General features: G+C 69.1%; 12 protein-coding genes. 1 reads left to right on the top strand and 11 read right to left on the bottom strand.

Going from position 1 to position 17,096, the window contains the following annotated elements; all coding sequences use genetic code 11:
- Positions 1 to 54: 54 nt before the first annotated feature.
- The 9 genes from A6B37_RS12025 to A6B37_RS11985 all read right to left on the bottom strand — a co-directional run bounded on the left by A6B37_RS12025 (position 55) and on the right by A6B37_RS11985 (position 12,789).
- Positions 55 to 1,530 (bottom strand): M81 family metallopeptidase, encoded by a 1,476-nt coding sequence (locus A6B37_RS12025; protein ID WP_102774029.1) that lies wholly within the window; start codon positions 1,528 to 1,530, stop codon positions 55 to 57.
- Positions 1,531 to 1,560: 30 nt separating this feature from the next.
- Complete coding sequence (locus A6B37_RS12020; RefSeq protein ID WP_111825857.1) at positions 1,561 to 2,967, bottom strand: amidase; 1,407 nt, start codon at positions 2,965 to 2,967, stop codon at positions 1,561 to 1,563.
- Positions 2,968 to 2,993: 26 nt separating this feature from the next.
- Positions 2,994 to 4,679: an ABC transporter ATP-binding protein gene (locus A6B37_RS12015; protein WP_102774027.1), complete on the bottom strand. Its 1,686-nt coding sequence runs from the start codon at positions 4,677 to 4,679 to the stop codon at positions 2,994 to 2,996.
- Positions 4,680 to 4,684: 5 nt separating this feature from the next.
- Complete coding sequence (locus A6B37_RS12010) at positions 4,685 to 5,575, bottom strand: ABC transporter permease (protein WP_102774026.1); 891 nt, start codon at positions 5,573 to 5,575, stop codon at positions 4,685 to 4,687.
- 15 nt (positions 5,576 to 5,590) lie between these two features.
- Positions 5,591 to 6,532 carry an ABC transporter permease gene (locus tag A6B37_RS12005; protein ID WP_111826330.1) on the bottom strand — a complete coding sequence of 314 codons (942 nt, stop codon included), beginning with the start codon at positions 6,530 to 6,532 and terminating at the stop codon, positions 5,591 to 5,593.
- Positions 6,533 to 6,559: 27 nt separating this feature from the next.
- Positions 6,560 to 8,125 (bottom strand): ABC transporter substrate-binding protein, encoded by a 1,566-nt coding sequence (locus A6B37_RS12000; protein WP_102774024.1) that lies wholly within the window; start codon positions 8,123 to 8,125, stop codon positions 6,560 to 6,562.
- A gap of 84 nt (positions 8,126 to 8,209) precedes the next feature.
- Positions 8,210 to 9,718 (bottom strand): M81 family metallopeptidase, encoded by a 1,509-nt coding sequence (locus tag A6B37_RS11995; protein WP_111825856.1) that lies wholly within the window; start codon positions 9,716 to 9,718, stop codon positions 8,210 to 8,212.
- A gap of 193 nt (positions 9,719 to 9,911) precedes the next feature.
- Complete coding sequence (locus A6B37_RS11990) at positions 9,912 to 11,405, bottom strand: CoA-acylating methylmalonate-semialdehyde dehydrogenase (protein WP_102774022.1); 1,494 nt, start codon at positions 11,403 to 11,405, stop codon at positions 9,912 to 9,914.
- Between the two features lie 61 nt (positions 11,406 to 11,466).
- Positions 11,467 to 12,789: an aspartate aminotransferase family protein gene (locus tag A6B37_RS11985; protein ID WP_168202184.1), complete on the bottom strand. Its 1,323-nt coding sequence runs from the start codon at positions 12,787 to 12,789 to the stop codon at positions 11,467 to 11,469.
- Positions 12,790 to 12,949: 160 nt separating this feature from the next.
- Here A6B37_RS11985 and A6B37_RS11980 point away from each other — a divergent pair, with 160 nt between their 5' ends.
- Entirely contained in the window at positions 12,950 to 14,374 is a 1,425-nt protein-coding gene (locus tag A6B37_RS11980; RefSeq protein WP_102774021.1) for a PLP-dependent aminotransferase family protein, read from the top strand.
- 2 nt (positions 14,375 to 14,376) lie between these two features.
- On the opposite strand, the gene A6B37_RS11975 is transcribed toward A6B37_RS11980, so the two are convergent.
- Together A6B37_RS11975 and A6B37_RS11970 are read right to left on the bottom strand one after the other, a co-directional pair.
- A complete protein-coding gene (locus A6B37_RS11975) occupies positions 14,377 to 14,865 on the bottom strand; it encodes a dihydrofolate reductase (RefSeq protein ID WP_102774020.1) in 489 nt (162 codons plus the stop codon).
- A 43-nt stretch (positions 14,866 to 14,908) separates the two neighbouring features.
- Entirely contained in the window at positions 14,909 to 16,972 is a 2,064-nt protein-coding gene (locus tag A6B37_RS11970) for an EAL domain-containing protein (RefSeq protein ID WP_102774019.1), read from the bottom strand.
- Positions 16,973 to 17,096 lie beyond the last annotated feature (124 nt).

Genomic DNA, 17,096 nt, shown 5'->3' with positions numbered 1-17,096 from the left:
TTCAAAATGAAAGCCGGCGCTGGGCGCCGGCCTTTCAAGCGCGAGCTCGGGGGGCTACAGCGGGTCCAGCGGATAGATCGGACGGCGCACGTTCTTGAATTCGAGTTCGCCGTAATCCGAGGTCGTGACGCCCACGCCGGTGCATTCGATGACGGCCGTGGCCATGTCGGAGAAGCCCGCGCGCCAGTGCACGCGGCTCTTGAGCACCACGTAGCGCTTTTGCAGCGGGTCGATGCCGGCCGACAGCAGGCAGTTGACGTCGAAGGGTTCCTGGTGGCGCGACACCACCACGATCTCGACGCGGCCGGTGTCGATCACCACGGTCAGGCCGGTGTCGTTGCGCACGCCGCGGTACATGGGGCCGCGGTTCAGATAGACGCCGTCGAACACCAGCTTGACCCGGCCGGTGACCGCCAGCGGTTCGCTGGGCTGCTTGATGGCGGGCATGGCCATCTTGCCGCCCAGTTGCAGCGTGACGTTGCTGCCGACGCCGGCGGCGGCCGCCTGCTGCGCGGCCTGCGGATCGCAGATCGCGTAGAAGACGACGTTGTCCAGCTCCTGGCGCAGCACTTCGGCCAGCACCGCGGTGGTGTCCATGGTGCCGCCCGAGCCGGTGTTGTCGTAATGGTCCAGCAGCACCACCGGGCCTTGTTCGATGGCCTTGGCGCGGGCGATGGTGGGCGCCAGCGGCTCGGGATGGAACACCCAGTCGGCGCGCCCGGCCCAGGCGCGTTCGAGCAGCTCGTCGCGGTGGCGTTCGGCTTCGTCCAGCTTGCCGTCGGTACAGACCACGGCGCTCAGGCCGGCCTGCGCGATGTCGGCGTGCGGAAAGCCGACGAAGACCGAGGCGGCCAGCACGCCGGCGGCTTCCAGCTCCTTGCAGCGCGCCTGCAGCGGCTGGTTGGGCGCGGCATGGGTGCCCTGGCGCATGATGTGCGGCAGCATGGGCTTGTTGGCCCAGGCCATGACGGGCTTGATCTCGCCTTTCAGGGTGCGCGCGATCACGTCGGCGGCGCGCACGCCGGCCTCGCGGATGTCCACGTGCGGATAGGTATGGAAGCCGCTGACGACCGTGGCGTTGCGCACGATGTCGTCATAGATGTTGGCATGCATGTCCAGCGTGACGCCCACCGGCGTGACCGGATCGATCTCGCGCAGCCGGCGCAGCAGGTCGCCCTCGGCGTCCTCCACGCCCTGCGCGACCATGGCGCCGTGCAGGTCCAGCAGGATCGCGTCGAAACCGCCGCGCGCCACTTCGTCCAGCACCAGCCGGCACAGCTGCTCGTGCGTCTGCGCGCTGGCCGGGCCGCTGGGCCAGGATTCCGCCGCCACCGGCACCACGATTTCGGCGCCTTCGCGGCGCGCCACTTCGATATAGCCGCCCAGGCCGCTGTCGGTGTTCTCGTAGGCCTTGATGGCGCGCTCGCCGGCCAGGATTTCGGGATTGCCGCGGAAGAAGCGTTCAAGCGGGGTGGGCACGGGCGAGAACGTGTTCGTCTCGTGCTTGATCATTGCCAAAAGCCAGCGCATGGGGATTCCTGTCGGGTTGGGGGGAAAGAATCAGGCCTCGGGCGGCTGCGGCCAGGGGTGCTGCGCCGGGCGCATCCGTTCCCAGGCGCGCGCCATGCGCAGCACGCCCAGGTCGTCGAAGCGCGGGCCGGCGATCTGCAGGCCGATGGGCAGGCCGGCGCGGGTGTAGCCGCAATTGACCGAGGCCGCGGGCTGTTCGCTCATGTTGTAGGGCAGGGTGAAGCCGATGTGATGCATGGTGGTGGCGACCTCGTTGGTGGGCGAGGGCCATTCGGCGTTGTAGGCCACCACCGGCGCCACGGGCGAGATCACGTAGTCGTACGGCGCGCAGGCCGCGACGGTGCGCGCGCGCACGTTGAGGGTCTCGTAGTAGCTGCGGAACACGGCTTCGCCGGACTGGCCGCCGCCGCTTTCGGCCCAGGCGCGGATGAAAGGCAGGATGCGGGCGCGGCGTTCCTCGGGCAGCGCCGCCAGGTCCAGCGCCGAACGGGTGCGCCAGAAGCGGTCCACGCCGTCCAGCATGTCTGGGGTCATCCAGGGCTGCATGGGCGTGACGATGGCGCCGGCGGCCTCGAAGGCGTGCGCCGCGGCCTGCACCGCGTCGAGGATTTCGGGGTCCACCGGCAGGCCGCAGCCCGCATCCAGCAGCAGGCCGATGCGCAGGCCGCGCAGGTCGCGCTCCAGGTCGAGCCAGTCGAAGGCCTGGTAGGGCAGGCTCATGTGGTCGCGCGCGTCGGGCTGCGACAGCACGCCCATCATGAGCGCGGCGTCGGCGACCGTGCGGGTCATGGGGCCGGCGCAGCGGCCCATGAACGGCGGGTCGATGGGAATGCGGCCCAGGCTGGGCTTGAGCGTGGCGACGCCGCACCATGCCGCCGGCAGCCGCACCGAGCCGCCGATGTCGGTGCCGACGTGCAGCGGGCCATAGCCGGCCGCCGCCGCCGCGCCCGCGCCGGCGCTGGAGCCGCCCGGGTTCTTGGACAGGTCCCAGGGGTTGCGCGTCAGTTCGTGGAAGCTGGACAGCCCCGAGGACAGCATGCCGTAGTCGGGCATGGTGGTCTTGCCCAGCAGCACGGCGCCGGCCTCGCGCATGCGCGCGGCCGGCGGCGCGTCGGCGGCCGCCGGCGTCAGGTCGGTGGCCGCCGTGCCCAGCGGCACCGGCACGCCGCGGGTGGCGATGTTTTCCTTGATCGTGGACGGCACGCCGTCCAGCGAGTAGCCGCCGGCCGACAGCGGCTGGCCCTTCATCCAGCGGGCTTCGGACGCGCGCGCCGCCTCCAGCGCGGCGTCGGGGTCCAGCGCATAGGTGGCTTTCAGGCGCGGCTCCCAGCGCCCGATGTGCTCGAGCACGGAGCGCGTGGCCTCGACGGGCGACAGGGTCTTGTCGCGATAGGCCTGGATAAGCTCGACGGCGGACAGTTCATGCGGTTGCGGCATTTCGGTTCCTGTAGCGTATCAATGCGTCATGGCGCGGGCGCCATGCCGGCCGACAGCGGCCGGAAATTGCGGAAGTCCCAGTCTCGTCCGGGCGCCGCGTCGATCAGGGCGCGGGTGTATTCGTGGCGCGGTTCGGTCAGCACGGTTTCGGCCGTGCCGGTCTCCACCACCTTGCCGCGCTGCATCACCATGATGGTGTCGCAGATCTGCGCGGCCACGCGCAGGTCGTGGGTGATGAACAGCACGCCCACGCCGGTGCGCTGGCGCACCTGCTCCAGCAGCTCCAGCACCTGGGCCTGCACCGACACGTCCAGCGCCGACACGGCCTCGTCGGCCACCAGGATTTCCGGGTCCATGACCAGCGCGCGCGCGATGCAGATGCGCTGGCGCTGCCCGCCCGAGAACTGGTGCGGATAGCGCCGCATCGCGTCCGGGCTCAGGCCCACCACGGCCAGGGTCTCGCCGGCGCGCTTGAGGGCCTGTTCGCGCGGCACGCCGAAATTGAGCAGGCCCTCGATGATGGACTCGCCGATGGTGCGGCGCGGGTTGAGCGAACGGTAGGGGTCCTGGAACACGATCTGGATGCGGCGGCGCACCGGTCGCAGCGCCGCGCCCGACAGGGTGCTGAGGTCTTCGCCGCCCATCATCATGTGGCCGGCGCTGGGCTCGATCAGGCGCACGATGCAGCGCGCCACCGTGGACTTGCCCGAGCCGGATTCGCCCACGATGCCCAGGATCTCGCCCTTGCGCAGCGTCAGGTTGACGTCGGCGGCGGCGACGATGTCGCGCGCGGACTTGCGCGACAGCAGCGCGCGCTTGCCGCCGTAGGTGCGGCCCAGGCCCTTGACGTGCAGCACCGGCATGCCGGAGGGGGCCTCGCGGCGCGCCGGCACCAGGCTGGGCACCGACGACACCAGGCGCCGCGTGTAGGACTGCTTGGGCTCGGCCAGGATCTCGTGGCGCGTGCCGCTTTCGACCAGGTCGCCGCGGTTCATGACGACGATGCGGTCGGAGATCTCGGCCACCACGCCGAAGTCGTGGGTGATGAACAGCACGGCCGTGCGGTGCTTGACCTGCAGCTCCTTGATGAGCGCCAGGATCTGCTTCTGGGTGGTGACGTCCAGCGCGGTGGTGGGCTCGTCGGCGATCAGCAGCTTGGGCTCCAGGATCAGCGCCATGGCGATGACGATGCGCTGGCGCTGGCCGCCCGACAGCTGGTGCGGATAGGAGTCGTAGATGCGCTCCACGTCCGGCAGGTGCACCGACTGGAACATCTCCAGCACCTTGGCGCGGCGCTCGGCGGCCGACATGTTCTTGCGGTGCAGGCGCAGCACCTCGTCGACCTGCTTGCCGACCGTGTGCACCGGGTTGAGCGCGGTCATGGGTTCCTGGAACACCATGGCCATGCGGGTGGCGCGCATTTCGCGCAGGCGGCGCTGGGTGGCGCCGACCACGTCTTCGCCCTCGACCCGGATCGAACCGGCGCTGACGGCCAGCACGCCCGGCGGCAGCAGGCCCATGACGGCCAGCGACGTGACCGATTTGCCGGAGCCGGATTCGCCGACGACGCACACCGTTTCGCCGGCGTGCACGTCCAGGCTGAGGTTGCGCACCACGCGGTTGCCGGCGCCGGCGACTTCCACCGACAGGTTGCGGATGGCCAGCACGGCGGACGAGGTGTCGCCCGCGGGGGGAGTGGGGGTATAGGTCATCGGCATCAGATCCTGCGCACCATTTTCGGGTCCAGCGCGTCGCGCAAGGCGTCTCCCAGGATGTTCACGCTGAGCACGGTCAGCGACAGGAACAGCCCGGGAAACAGAATCAGCCCGGGCAGCATGCGGAAATACATGCGGCCTTCGGACATGATGTTGCCCCACGAGGCGATCTCCGGCGGGATGCCCGCGCCCAGGAAGCTGAGGATGGCCTCGGTCAGCATCGCGGAGGCGAAGACGTAGGTGCCCTGCACGGTCAGCGGCGCGATGGTGCTGGGCACCATGTGGCGCCACAGCAGCAGCGGCAGCGGCGTGCCCAGGGCCAGCGCGGCCTCGACGTAGGGCTCGCCGCGCACCGTCAGGATCTGGCCGCGCACCAGCCGCACCACGCGCGGGATTTCCGGGATGGTGATGGCCACCAGCACGGTGGCCAGGCTGGCGCCCGTGACCGACACCAGGGCGATCGCCAGCAGGATGCCGGGGATGGCCATGATGGCGTCCATGGTGCGCATGATGATCCCGTCGAGCGAGCGGAACCAGCCGGCGATCACGCCGATGACCAGCCCGATCGCGACGCTGACCACCGCCGCGCCCAGGCCCGCGATGAGCGAGACGCGCGCGCCGTAGGCCACGCGCGACCAGACGTCGCGGCCGAAGGCGTCGGTGCCGAACAGGTAGTCGGTGAAGGGCTGCTTCAGGCGCGCGCCCGGATTGATCAGCGTGGGATCGACCGTGCCCAGCAGCGGGGCGAACAGCGCGATGACGACGATGGCGGCCAGCACCGCCAGCGCCAGCATGACGGGCCAGCTTCTGAGGCCCTGGCGGATCTGCCGCCAGGCCGTGGTCTGAGGATTGCCGCCGCCGGGCAGGTCGGCGACGTCGGTTGGCGTTTGCATGGTTCGGACCCCTACCTAGTATCTGATGCGCGGGTCGAACACCGTGTAGGCGCAATCGACAACCAGATTGATGAACACGTAGACGAACGCGAAGAACAGCGTCAGGCCCTGGATGACCGGATAGTCGCGCGCGAGCACGGCCTCCACCACCAGCCGGCCCAGGCCGGGGATGTTGAACACCGATTCGGTCACGACCACGCCGCTGATCAGCAGCGCGATGCCCAGGCCCACCACCGTGGCGATGGGCACGGCCGCGTTGCGCAGCGCGTGTCCCAGCAGCACGCCGGTCTCGCCCAGGCCCTTGGAGCGGGCCGTGCGGATGAAGTCCTCGCCCATCACTTCGATCACGCTGGTGCGCGTGATGCGCGCGATCAGCGCCACGTAGACCGTGGACAGCGCCAGCGACGGCAGGATCAGCCGGTGCAGGTACGGCCAGAAGCCCTTGGCCAGCGGCGTATAGCCCTGCACGTTGAACCAGCCCAGCTTGATGGCGAACAGCCAGATCAGCAGGTAGCCGGTGACGAACACCGGTACGGAAAAGCCCAGCACCGAGAAGCCCATCACCGCGCGGTCCAGCAGCCGGCCCTGGCGCCAGGCCGCGAGTATGCCCAGCGGAATGGCGACGATCAGCGTGAAGACGAGGGTCAGCACCGCCAGGCTGAGCGAAGGCTCCAGGCGCTGGCCGATGAGCTTGGTGACCGGCACGCCGGACATGAGCGAGGTGCCCAGGTCGCCCTGCAGCAGCCTGCCGCCCCAGAGAAAGAACTGTTTTGCGACCGGCTGGTCCAGGCCCATCGTCTGCCGTATCTGCTCGATACGTTCAGGCGTGGCGCCGTCGCCGGCCATGATGATGGCCGGGTCCCCCGGGCTGAAGCGCAATATCGCGAAGACCACCACCGCGACCATCACCAGAACGGGGATGGTCGCGAGGAGCCGGCGCGAGACGAATGCCAGCATGTAATACCCCTTCAACAACGCTGCCCGTCAAGGGGCTTTCTTGACGTTCCAGAACGCGAACACCGGCGCGTGCACCAGGCCCGAGAGCTTGGCCGAATACACCGTGGGCACGGACATCTGGCCCAGCGGCACGTACAGGCCCTCGTCGATGCCGATGCGCTGCACTTCGTCGGCGATCTTCTTCTGCTCGGCCGGATCGGAGGTCAGCGCCATCTTGGTGCGCAGTTCCTCGATCTTGGGGAAGTCGGGCCAGCCGAACCAGGCGTTGTCGCCGTTGGCGGCGGCCGGGGCCGAGCGCACCGGGTCCATTACGTCGGTGGCGTACCAGTTGGTGTTGTGGATGTTCCAGCCGCCTTCGGCGGGCGCGGCCTTGGAGGCGCGGCGCGTGGCCACGCTCTGCCAGTCCATCGCCGCCAGGTTGACGTTGAAGCCGGCCTTGCGCAGAGCCTGGGCCATCACCACGGGCTGGGCCGACAGCGTGCCCACGTCGGTGGCGTGCATCAGCAGCACCGGCGTGTTGTCGTAGCCCGCTTCCTTCAGCAGGGCCTTGGCCTTCTCGATGTTGGACGGCACCACCATGTCCTTGCCGATGTCGCTTTCCAGCGGCGTGCCGCAGCCCCACAGCGAAGCGCAGGTCTTCCAGTACTTGGGATTGCCCACCAGCGCCTTCATCACGTCTTCCTGGCCGATGGCGTACATGGCGGCCTGGCGGATCTTCTTGTTGTTGAACGGCGGGTACTTGAAGTTGAAGCGGTACATCGTGAAGTAGCCGACCGGGCTGAGGGATTCTTCCTTCAGGTCGGGGTTGCCTTCGATCATCGGCAGCAGGTCGTAGGGGAACTGCTCGACGAAATCGATTTCACCGCCCAGCAGCGCGTTGGCGGTGGTCAGGGCGTCGGGCATGACGTCCCATTCGACCTTGTCGACGTTGACCACCTTGCCGCCGGCCAGGCCGCTGGCGGGTTCCTTGCGCGGCACGTAGTCGGTGTTCTTGGCGTAGACGGTCTTCACGCCCGGCTTGAACTCGACGACCTTGAACGGACCCGAGCCGGTCATGTCGGTGATGGGCTGGCCGATGGCCAGGTCGGCGATGCGCTTGGGCATCATGAAGGGCGCGGTGCCGGTGGGCTTGGACAGGGCGCGCAGCGCCAGGTCGGTGGGCTCCTTCATGACGATGCGGAAGGTCTTGTCGTCGACCACCTCGATCTTGTCGGTGAACTTCATCAGCGTGCGGCCCATGCCGTCGCCGGCGGCCCAGCGCTTGATCGAGGCCACGCAGTCCTCGGAGGTCACGGGCTTGCCGTCATGCCATTTCTGGCCGTCGCGCAGCGTCATGGTGTAGGTCTTGCCGTCGGGCGAGACCTCCCATTTTTCGAGCATCTGGGGCTGGATCTTGTTGTCGGCGTCGGTCGCCAGCAGGGTGTCGTAGATCATGTAGCCATGCCACGTCGTGATGTACGCGGTGGTGGCGTGCGGATCGGTCAGGCGCAGCGGCGAGTGCATTACCGTTTTGATCACGGTCTCGGCATAGGCGCCGTGAGCCGCCATGAGGGTTGCGCCGGCCAGCGCGGCGGCTCGGACGAACTTCAGCATGAATCTTCCCCTTGATGCGTCAATGAGCGGCGCTCTCGCGCCGCTGCGTCGTTGATCCGCCCCGCGAGAGGCGGCGTGCGAGGTTCAGGCGGTAGCGGGCCGGCCCGCGAAGACCGGTCCGCAAGGCGCCATTCTGATGCCCGGACGCAACCGTGTCCACGGTTGTTTCGCGGCGTCCATCAGCATGGAGCCGGGCGCTGCGCACACCAGTATCGTCTGCGCGATGGAAGTGAAATCCGCGCGGAAGTGCGCGGAGCTCTTGACCACCAGGATCGCCGCACGCCGCGGTTCCACGCCCGCGAAACGGAACATTTCCTGGTCCGCCATCTGCACCTTGTTGGAGGCGACGACGATGCGTACGCCGCCGATGCGCAGACAGGCGCTGGGGCCCAGGTCCATGTGGAATCCGCGGTAGAACGCGCCGTGCGTATCGAAGCGCCCATCCGAAGTTTTCTCGACTATGAATTCGGTGTCCAGCGGTTCGTCCTCGGGTATTCCCGAGTGTCCACCCAATGCAATCCGGATCTTCTTCCCGACGCCCGCGCGGTGCGCGGCCAGCGCGGCGGCCGGATCGACGATCAGGCCGATGGCGGCGTCGCGCGCGTCGTGCCGGATCAGCGCGCGCAGCAGCCCGGTGGTGTCCGAGCTGCCGCCGGCGCCGGGGTTGTCCTGCGCGTCGGCGATGACCACCGGTTTGGCGGCCTCGCGCGCGATGCGCATGGCTTCCTGCACGGCTTCGTCCGGCGTGTAGAGGCGCCCGCCGAAATCGCGTTCCGCGTTGAGCACGGCGCGCGTCATCTCGTCGGCCGCGGCGTCGGCCTCGGCCTGGGTCTGGCCATAGGCCCACACCGTCGGCGCGCATTCGGGAAAGTCGGCCGCCGGAAAGCCGGTGGCGAACGAAAGGCTGAGCGCGCCGCGCGCCTCGATCTCGCCCACCAGCTGGTACAGGCTGCGCGAGGGCTCGATGTCGGTCGATTGCCAGCACAGCGAAATCAGGTAGGGCAGCGAGCGCAGCGCCGCGCAGGGCCGCGGCTCGCCGGCCAGGCGGCGCGCCAGCAACTGCGCGGCGCGCTGCCCGGTCTCGGCCATGTCGACGTGGGGATAAGTGCGATAGCACACCAGCGCGTCCGCGTGGCGCACCATGGCGCGCGTCACGTTGGCGTGCAGGTCCAGGCTGGCCACCACCGGCACGTCCGGTCCCACCAGCTCGCGCACGCGCCTGAGCAGCTCGCCTTCGCCGTCGTCCAGGTGCTCGGTGACCATCGCGCCGTGCAGGTCCAGATAGACCCCGTCCAGCGGCCCCGCCTGCGACAGCCCCTGCAGGATCATGGCGCTGATGCGCTCGAACGCATCCTTGGTGACCGGCCCCGACGGACTGGCCGCCGCCCAGGTCGTCGGCACCAGCACATGCCCGCCCATCGCCTCGATGAACCCGGCCACCGGTATGTTGGCCCCCGCCACCGCCTGGAACATCGCCGCCCCGCTGACCAGCTTCGGCCAGCCGCCGCCCTTCTCGGCAAAGTCCTCCCACGCCGCGCGCGAAGGCGCGAACGTATTCGTCTCATGCTGAAAACCGCCGATCCCGATACGCATCAAAATCCCCCAGTCTCCAAACGCAGGAAGGCGCGGGAATTACCCGCGCCTCCCTGCGAACCCCTACACAAAAAGCAAACCGCCCCAAACCACCAGGCCCTCCCCAAGCCGGGTCGCGCGGATCCGGCTCCGCCGGTCCGCAGCGACGCCCCCCCGGGGGGGAAGCGCGTAAGCGCTTCGGGGGGGGGGACCATCACTTGGCTACAGGCATCGTGAATTCAGCGCCCTTGGAAATACTGTCCGGCCAGCGCTGCATCACGCTCTTGTAGCGCGTATAGAAGCGGATGCCTTCCTCGCCGTAGGCGTGGTGGTCGCCGAACAGCGAGCGCTTCCAGCCGCCGAAGGAATGCCAGGCCATGGGCACCGGGATCGGCACGTTGATGCCGACCATGCCGACCTTGATCTGGCGGGCGAAGGCGCGCGCCACGCCGCCGTCGGACGTGAAGCAGGCCACGCCGTTGCCGAACTCGTGGGCGTTGATCAGGTCCACCGCGGTGGCGAAGTCCGGCACGCGCACGATGCACAGCACCGGCCCGAAGATCTCTTCGCGGTAGATGTTCATGGCGGGCTTGACGTTGTCGAACAGCGTGCCGCCCAGGAAAAAGCCCTTCTCGTTGCCGGCCACCTTCAGGTCGCGGCCGTCGACCACCAGGTCGGCGCCGGCGGCGATGCCGTCCTCGATATAGCCCAGCACCTTGCCGCGGTGCTGCGCCGTCACCAGCGGGCCCATTTCGGCGTCGGCCTGCATGCCGTCCTTGACCACCAGCGCCTTGACGCGCGGCGTCAGGCGTTCGACCAGCTCGTCGGCCACGTCGCCCACGGCCACCGCCACCGAGATGGCCATGCAGCGTTCGCCGGCCGAGCCGTAGGCCGCGCCCATCAGCGCGTCGGTGACCTGGTCGAGGTCGGCGTCGGGCATGACCACGAGGTGGTTCTTGGCCCCGCCCAGCGCCTGCACGCGCTTGCCGCGGCGCGTGCCTTCGGCGTAGATGTATTCGGCGATGGGCGTGGAGCCGACGAAGGACAGGGCCTCGACGTCGGGGTGCGCGATGAGCGCGTCCACCGCCTGCTTGTCGCCCTGCACCACGTTGAACACGCCGGGAGGCAGGCCGGCCTCGGTCAGCAGTTCGGCCAGGCGCAGCGAGGCCGACGGGTCGCGTTCGGAAGGCTTGAGCACGAAGGTGTTGCCGCAGGCGATGGCCACCGGGAACATCCAGCACGGCACCATCATGGGAAAGTTGAACGGCGTGATGCCGGCCACCACGCCGAGCGACTGGCGCATGCTCCAGTTGTCGATGCCGCCGCCGATCTGGTCGGTGTACTGGCCCTTGAGCAGCTGCGGAATGCCGCAGGCGAACTCCACGATCTCGATGCCGCGGGTGACTTCGCCCTTGGCGTCGGAGAACACCTTGCCGTGCTCGCGCGTGATGAGTTCGGCCAGTTCGTCCTGGTGCTGGTCGAGCAGCGCCTTGAAATTGAACAGGATGCGGGCGCGCTTGAGCGCCGGGGTTTCGGACCAGGCCGGGAAGGCCGCGCGGGCGGCGGCCACGGCCAGCGCCACGTCCTCGTTGGAGGCCAGCGGGATGGAAGAAGTGACCTCGCCGGTGGCGGGGTTGAAGCCGTCGGCGTAGCGGCTGCTGCTGCCGTCGTAACGCTGGCCGTTGATGAAATGGGGAATCGTCTTCATGGGTGCAAAGCTCAAGGCGGGAAACGGATGAAAAGCGGGGCGGCCGTCCGCCCCGCGCGGCTTAGGCCACTTCCTTCAGGACCTTGCCGATCTGCTCGAAGATCTGGCCGATCTGGGCCTCGTCGATGATCAGCGGGGGCGAGACGGCGATGATGTCGCCGGTGTAGCGCACCATCAGGCCGCTGTCGAAGCAGCGCTGGAACACTTCGGCGGCGCGGGCGCCCGGGGCGCCGTCGCGCGGCGCCAGCTCGACCCCGGCCACCAGGCCCAGGTTGCGCACGTCGATCACGTGGGGCGCGCCCTTGAGCGAATGCGCGGCCTCCTGGAAGGCGCCGGACAGCTTGCGCGCGCGGGCGAACAGGTCCTCGCGGCGGTACACGTCCAGGGTGGCCAGGATGGCGGCGGCGGCCAACGGGTGCGCCGAATACGTATAGCCGTGGAAGAACTCGATGCCGCCGGCCGGGCCGTTGACGATGGCGTCATGCACCTCGCGCTTGACGGCGACGGCGCCGGCGGGCACCGAGGCGTTGCTCACGCCCTTGGCCATGGCGATGAGGTCGGGTTTCACGCCGAAGTACTCGGAGGCGGTGGCTGCACCCAGGCGGCCGTAGGCGGTGATGACCTCGTCGAAAATCAGCAGGATGCCGTGCTTGGCGGTGATTTCGCGCAGCTTTTCCAGGTAGCCCTTGGGCGGGATCAGCACGCCGGTCGAGCCTGCCATGGGTTCGACGATCACGGCGGCGATGGTGGAGGCGTCGTGCAGCGCGATGATGCGCTCCAGCTCGTCGGCCAGGTGGGCGCCCCAGGCGGGCTGGCCCTGGGAGTAGGCGTTCTGCTCCAGGTTGTGGGTGTGGGGCAGGTGGTCCACGGCCGGCAGCAGCGCGCCGGAGAAGGTCTTGCGGTTGGCCGAGATGCCGCCGACCGAGATGCCGCCGAAGCCCACGCCGTGGTAGCCGCGCTCGCGGCCGATCAAACGGGTGCGCTGGCCGTCGCCGCGGGCGCGGTGGTAGGCCAGCGCGATCTTCAGGCAGGTGTCGACCGATTCCGAGCCCGAGTTGGTGAAGAACACGCGGTCCAGGCCCTCGGGCATCAGGCCGGCGACGGCGGTGGCGGCTTCGAAGGCCAGCGGGTGGCCGAGCTGGAAGCCCGGCGCGTAGTCCATCGTGGCAGCCTGGCTGGCGATGGCCGCGACGATTTCCTCGCGGCCGTGGCCGGCGTTCACGCACCACAGGCCGGCGGTGCCGTCCAGCACCTGGCGCCCGTCGGCCGAGGTGTAGTACATGCCCTTGGCCTTGGCCAGCAGGCGCGGCTGCGCCTTGAACTGTTTGTTGGCGGTGAAGGGCATCCAGAGATGGGACAGGTCGGGCAGGGCGGGGGCGTTCATGGCGGCTCCTGAAATAGGTGGACGCCGGGCCGGCGCGGCGATCGCGCAGCCAGCGGCATGCAGACGATTCTGGTGCGTACGCCGGGGAATGCAAATATACGATCCGCGCAATTGCCGCTAACTGTATAGTTATAAACGGCACAACTGTACAGTTATCTCCGTGATCGATTTCCAGCCCATCCGCGCCCGCGGCCAGGCCCCGAGCCTGGTCGAACAATTGGCGGCCGCCATCCTGCAAGGCATCGAGGCGCAGACGCTGCGCCCGGGCATGGCGCTGCCTTCGGTGCGCGAGTGCGCGCGCCAGTACGGCGTCAGCACGTTCACCGTGGCCAGCGCCTACAGCCGGCTGGTGTCGCAGGGCTGGCTGGCGGCCCGCCCGGGCGCCGGCTACCGCGTCGCCACGCCCGACGCGCCGGCCCGTCCGGCCCGGGCCCCGGCATGGGAGCCGCCGCGGCTGAACGCAGCCTGGCTGCTGTCGGACATCTTCGCCGACCACTCCATCCCCATCAAATCCGGCTGCGGCTGGCTGCCCGGCGAATGGCTGAACGAGGAAGGGCTGCACCTGGCCCTGCGCCACATGGGCCGGGTGCCGGCCATGCGCATCGCGAACTACGGCCACCCCTACGGCTACGCGCCGCTGCGCGACACCATCGCCGCCAGCCTGGGCGCGCAGGGCATGGAGGTCGAGGCCTCGCAGGTGGTGCTGACCCAGGGCGTGACCCACGGGCTGGACATGGTGATACGCACGCTGCTGCGTCCGGGCGACACCGTGCTGGTGGAGCAGCCGGCCTACGCCAACCTGCTGCAGATGCTGCGGCTGGCGGGGCTGCGCGCGGTGGCCGTGCCGCGCACGCTGGACGGCCTGGACTGCGAGGCGCTGGACGCCGCCGTGGCGCGCCACCGGCCGCGCGCGCTGTTCATCAATACCGTGCTGCAGAATCCGTCGGGCGCCAGCATCGGCATGGCCAACGCCTTCCGCATCCTGCAGGCGGCCGAGCGCCACGGGCTATGGGTGATCGAGGACGACATCTCGCGCGAACTGGCGCCCGGCGTGACGCCCATGCTGGCCGCGCTGGACGGGGCGCGCCGGGTGGTCTACCTGGGCGGCTATTCCAAGGTCATCAGCCCGTCGGTGCGGGTGGGCTACGTGGTCGCGCACCGCGACCTGGCGCGCGACATCGCGCGCACCAAGATGGCGGTGGGACTGACCTCGCCGGAAATCATGGAACGCATCGTGCACCAGGTCATCCGCGAAGGGCGCTACCGCGCCCACATCGCCCGCACCCGCGAACGCCTGGCCGAGGCCCACGCAAGCGTGGCGCAGCTGATGGCGCAGCACGGCTTCGAGGTCTACGGACGGCCGCAGGGCGGCCTGTTCCTGTGGGCGCGGCCGGGCGGGCAATGGCGCGAACGCGGCGCCAGCGGCCTGGCCGAACTGGCGCTCAAGGACGGCATCTGGCTGGCGCCGGGGTCCTACTTCGAGGTGGACGAGGCCGATACCCCGTGGATACGGTTCAACGTGGCGTATTCGGACGCGCCCGAGTTGTGGCGGTTCATGCGGAATACGGGGGCGTGGGACGGGTGACCCTAAGCGGCGCGCTCGTACGTGACGAAATCGTATTCGTAGCCGTTTTCGGCCGGCTGCGGGGCGCGCGCGGTTTCCTTCCACTGGAAGGCCGGCAGCAGCGGGAAGAAGGCGTCGCCCTCGACCTGGGCGTGGACTTCGGTGGCCAGCACGCGCTGCGCCAGCGGCAGGGCCTGCGCGTAGATCTGGGCGCCGCCGATGACGTAGGCCTGCGCCGCGTCGCCGCAGGCTTCGATGGCGGCCTGCAGCGTGGCGACCACGATGGCGCCCTCGGCGCGCAGGTCGGGATTGCGGCTGATCACGATGTTGCTGCGGCCGGGCAGGGGGCGGCCCAGCGAGTCCCAGGTCTTGCGGCCCATGATGATGGGATGGCCCAGGGTGCTGCGCTTGAAGTGCGCCAGGTCGCCCGGCAGTTTCCAGGGCAGGGCGTTGTCGCGGCCGATGGCGCGATTGGTGGAATAGGCGACGATCAGGGTGAGGCTGGCGGACATGGGAAGACGGGTTCGGATGGATGCCCTAGCGTAGCAAATTCCACTAGTCGGCGGCGTGCTCCAGGAAATCCTCGGCCGGCATGGGCTTGCCCAGCAGAAAGCCTTGCAGCGAATCGCAGCCCAGCCCGGTCAGGAAGTTCTGCTGCGCGGCCGTTTCCACGCCCTCGGCCACGATGCGCAGGTTGAGCTGCTGGGCCAGGGCGACGATGGCCGACACGATGGCCGCGTCCTCGTCGTCGTTCTCCAGCTGGTTGACGAAGCCGCGGTCGATCTTCAGTTCGGTCGCCGGCAGCCGCTTCAGGTAGAGCAGGCTGGAATAGCCCGTGCCGAAATCGTCGATGGAAATCGCCACGCCCAGCGCCGACAGGCGTTTGAGCACGGCCAGGCTGGCCTCGGCGTCGCGCATGGCGGTGGATTCGGTCACTTCCAGCGTCAGGCAGGCCGGCGGCACGCCGTGCCGCTGCAGAGCCGCGCGCACCGTCTCGACCAGGCCGGCATGGGCGAACTGCAGGGCCGAGATGTTGACGGCGATGCTCCAGTGGCGCTGGCCGGCGTCGATCCAGGCGCGCATCTGGCGGCAGGCCTCGTCGATGACCCATTCGCCGATGGGCAGGATCAGGCCGGTCTTTTCCGCGATGGGGATGAACTGGTCCGGACCGACCAGCCCGCGCGTGGGGTGGTTCCAGCGCAGCAGCGCCTCGGCGCCGACCAGCGGACCGGACGGGGCCTGGTACTTGGGCTGGTAGTGCAGCACGAACTGGTTGCGCTCCAGGGCCATGCGCAGGTCGTGCAGCAGTTCGATCTGCTGGTGGGCGTCGGCGTTCATGGACGGCTCGAAGAAGCTGTAGCCGGTGCCGCCCAGGCGCTTGGCGTGGTACATCGCGGCGTCGGCGTTGGTCAGGAGCGCGTGGATGTCCTCGCCGTCGTTCGGATAGATGGCGATGCCGACGCTGGAGGTCACCAGCACTTCGTGCCCGTAGACCGTGACCGGGCGCGCGATGGCGTCGATCAGGCGGTCGGCCACGTTGGCGGCGTCGGTGGGTTCGACCACTTCGCTGAGCACGATGAATTCGTCGCCGCCCAGCCGCGCCACGGTGTCCTGCGTGCGCAGCGTCTGGCGGATGCGCTGGGCCAGGTCGATCAGCAGCGCGTCGCCCGTGTGGTGGCCATAGGCGTCGTTGACCGCCTTGAAGCCGTCCAGGTCGAAGAACAGCACCGCGAAATAGCCCTTGCGCCGGCTGGCGCTTTCCATGGCCTGCTCCAGTCGGTCTTCCAGCAGGATGCGGTTGGGCAGCTTGGTCAGCGTGTCGTGCAGCGCCAGCTGCACCAGTTCCTCGTTGGCCTCGGCCAGCGACGAGGCCAGCGCCGAGGTGCGCTCTTCCATCCGGTTGTCCAGCACCGCGACCAGCAGCGCGATGACCAGCACGCTCAGGGTCACCGCGGTCACGGCGATGGCCAGCCAGCCGGCCGAGATGCCGCTGTTGGCGGCCATGCAGATGCTGCCTTCGGGAAAACCGGCGGCGGCCATGCCGGTGTAGTGCATGCCCACGATGGCGATGCCCATGACCACGGCCGCCAGCGGGCGCGACCACAGCATCCGCGGCCCGCCGTGGCGCAGCCGGTACGTGATCCACAGCGCGGCGCCGGAGGCGCCCACCGCGATCAGGATGGACAGCGCGAACCATTTCGCGTCGTAGATAATGCCCGGCGTCATGCGCATCGCGGCCATGCCGAGGTAGTGCATCGCCGCGATGCCGGCGCCCATCAGCAGCGCGCCGGCCGCCAGCCGGCGGCCGGGCAGCTCGTCGCGGCTCACGGTGCGCAGCGCGAACGCCGAGCAGCCGATCGCGATGGCCAGCGACAGCAGCGTCAGCGGCAGGTCGTAGCCCATCGGGATCGGCAGGCTGAACGCCAGCATGCCGATGAAATGCATGGACCAGATACCCACGCCCATCGCGAAGGCCCCGCCCGCCAGCCAGTAGCGGGCCGCCGGCTGGCCGCAGGCGGCCCGCACCCGGTTGGCCATTCCCAACGCCGTATACGAAGCCAGGATGGCGACTCCCAGGGATACGAGGACGAGCGAAGGGTTATACGTTCCAACGAGCATGTGTGGGTCCTGTCCTTAGCGCATACAGCGGCCGCGCGGGCTTCAACTCAAATCAATTGGTAGTCAATGGTTGCAATTCGATCGCAGGCTGGCCCTGGCTGCCGTTCGGGCGCTGCGCGTGTTC

Source organism: Achromobacter sp. HZ01, from assembly GCF_003267925.1.
Lineage (GTDB): Bacteria > Pseudomonadota > Gammaproteobacteria > Burkholderiales > Burkholderiaceae_B > Achromobacter > Achromobacter pulmonis_A.
Note: the sequence above shows the minus strand (reverse complement) of the source record. Positions and strands in the feature narration are given on the sequence as shown.

Excerpts from the sequence above, each read along its gene's own strand:
- A6B37_RS12025 (WP_102774029.1), bottom strand. The coding sequence starts at position 1,530 with ATGCGCTGGCTTTTGGCAATGATCAAGCACGAGACGAACACGTTCTCG.
- A6B37_RS12020 (WP_111825857.1), bottom strand. The coding sequence starts at position 2,967 with ATGCCGCAACCGCATGAACTGTCCGCCGTCGAGCTTATCCAGGCCTAT.
- A6B37_RS12015 (WP_102774027.1), bottom strand. The coding sequence starts at position 4,679 with ATGACCTATACCCCCACTCCCCCCGCGGGCGACACCTCGTCCGCCGTG.
- A6B37_RS12010 (WP_102774026.1), bottom strand. The coding sequence starts at position 5,575 with ATGCAAACGCCAACCGACGTCGCCGACCTGCCCGGCGGCGGCAATCCT.
- A6B37_RS12005 (WP_111826330.1), bottom strand. The coding sequence starts at position 6,532 with ATGCTGGCATTCGTCTCGCGCCGGCTCCTCGCGACCATCCCCGTTCTG.
- A6B37_RS12000 (WP_102774024.1), bottom strand. The coding sequence starts at position 8,125 with ATGCTGAAGTTCGTCCGAGCCGCCGCGCTGGCCGGCGCAACCCTCATG.
- A6B37_RS11995 (WP_111825856.1), bottom strand. The coding sequence starts at position 9,718 with ATGCGTATCGGGATCGGCGGTTTTCAGCATGAGACGAATACGTTCGCG.
- A6B37_RS11990 (WP_102774022.1), bottom strand. The coding sequence starts at position 11,405 with ATGAAGACGATTCCCCATTTCATCAACGGCCAGCGTTACGACGGCAGC.
- A6B37_RS11985 (WP_168202184.1), bottom strand. The coding sequence starts at position 12,789 with ATGAACGCCCCCGCCCTGCCCGACCTGTCCCATCTCTGGATGCCCTTC.
- A6B37_RS11975 (WP_102774020.1), bottom strand. The coding sequence starts at position 14,865 with ATGTCCGCCAGCCTCACCCTGATCGTCGCCTATTCCACCAATCGCGCC.
- A6B37_RS11970 (WP_102774019.1), bottom strand. The coding sequence starts at position 16,972 with ATGCTCGTTGGAACGTATAACCCTTCGCTCGTCCTCGTATCCCTGGGA.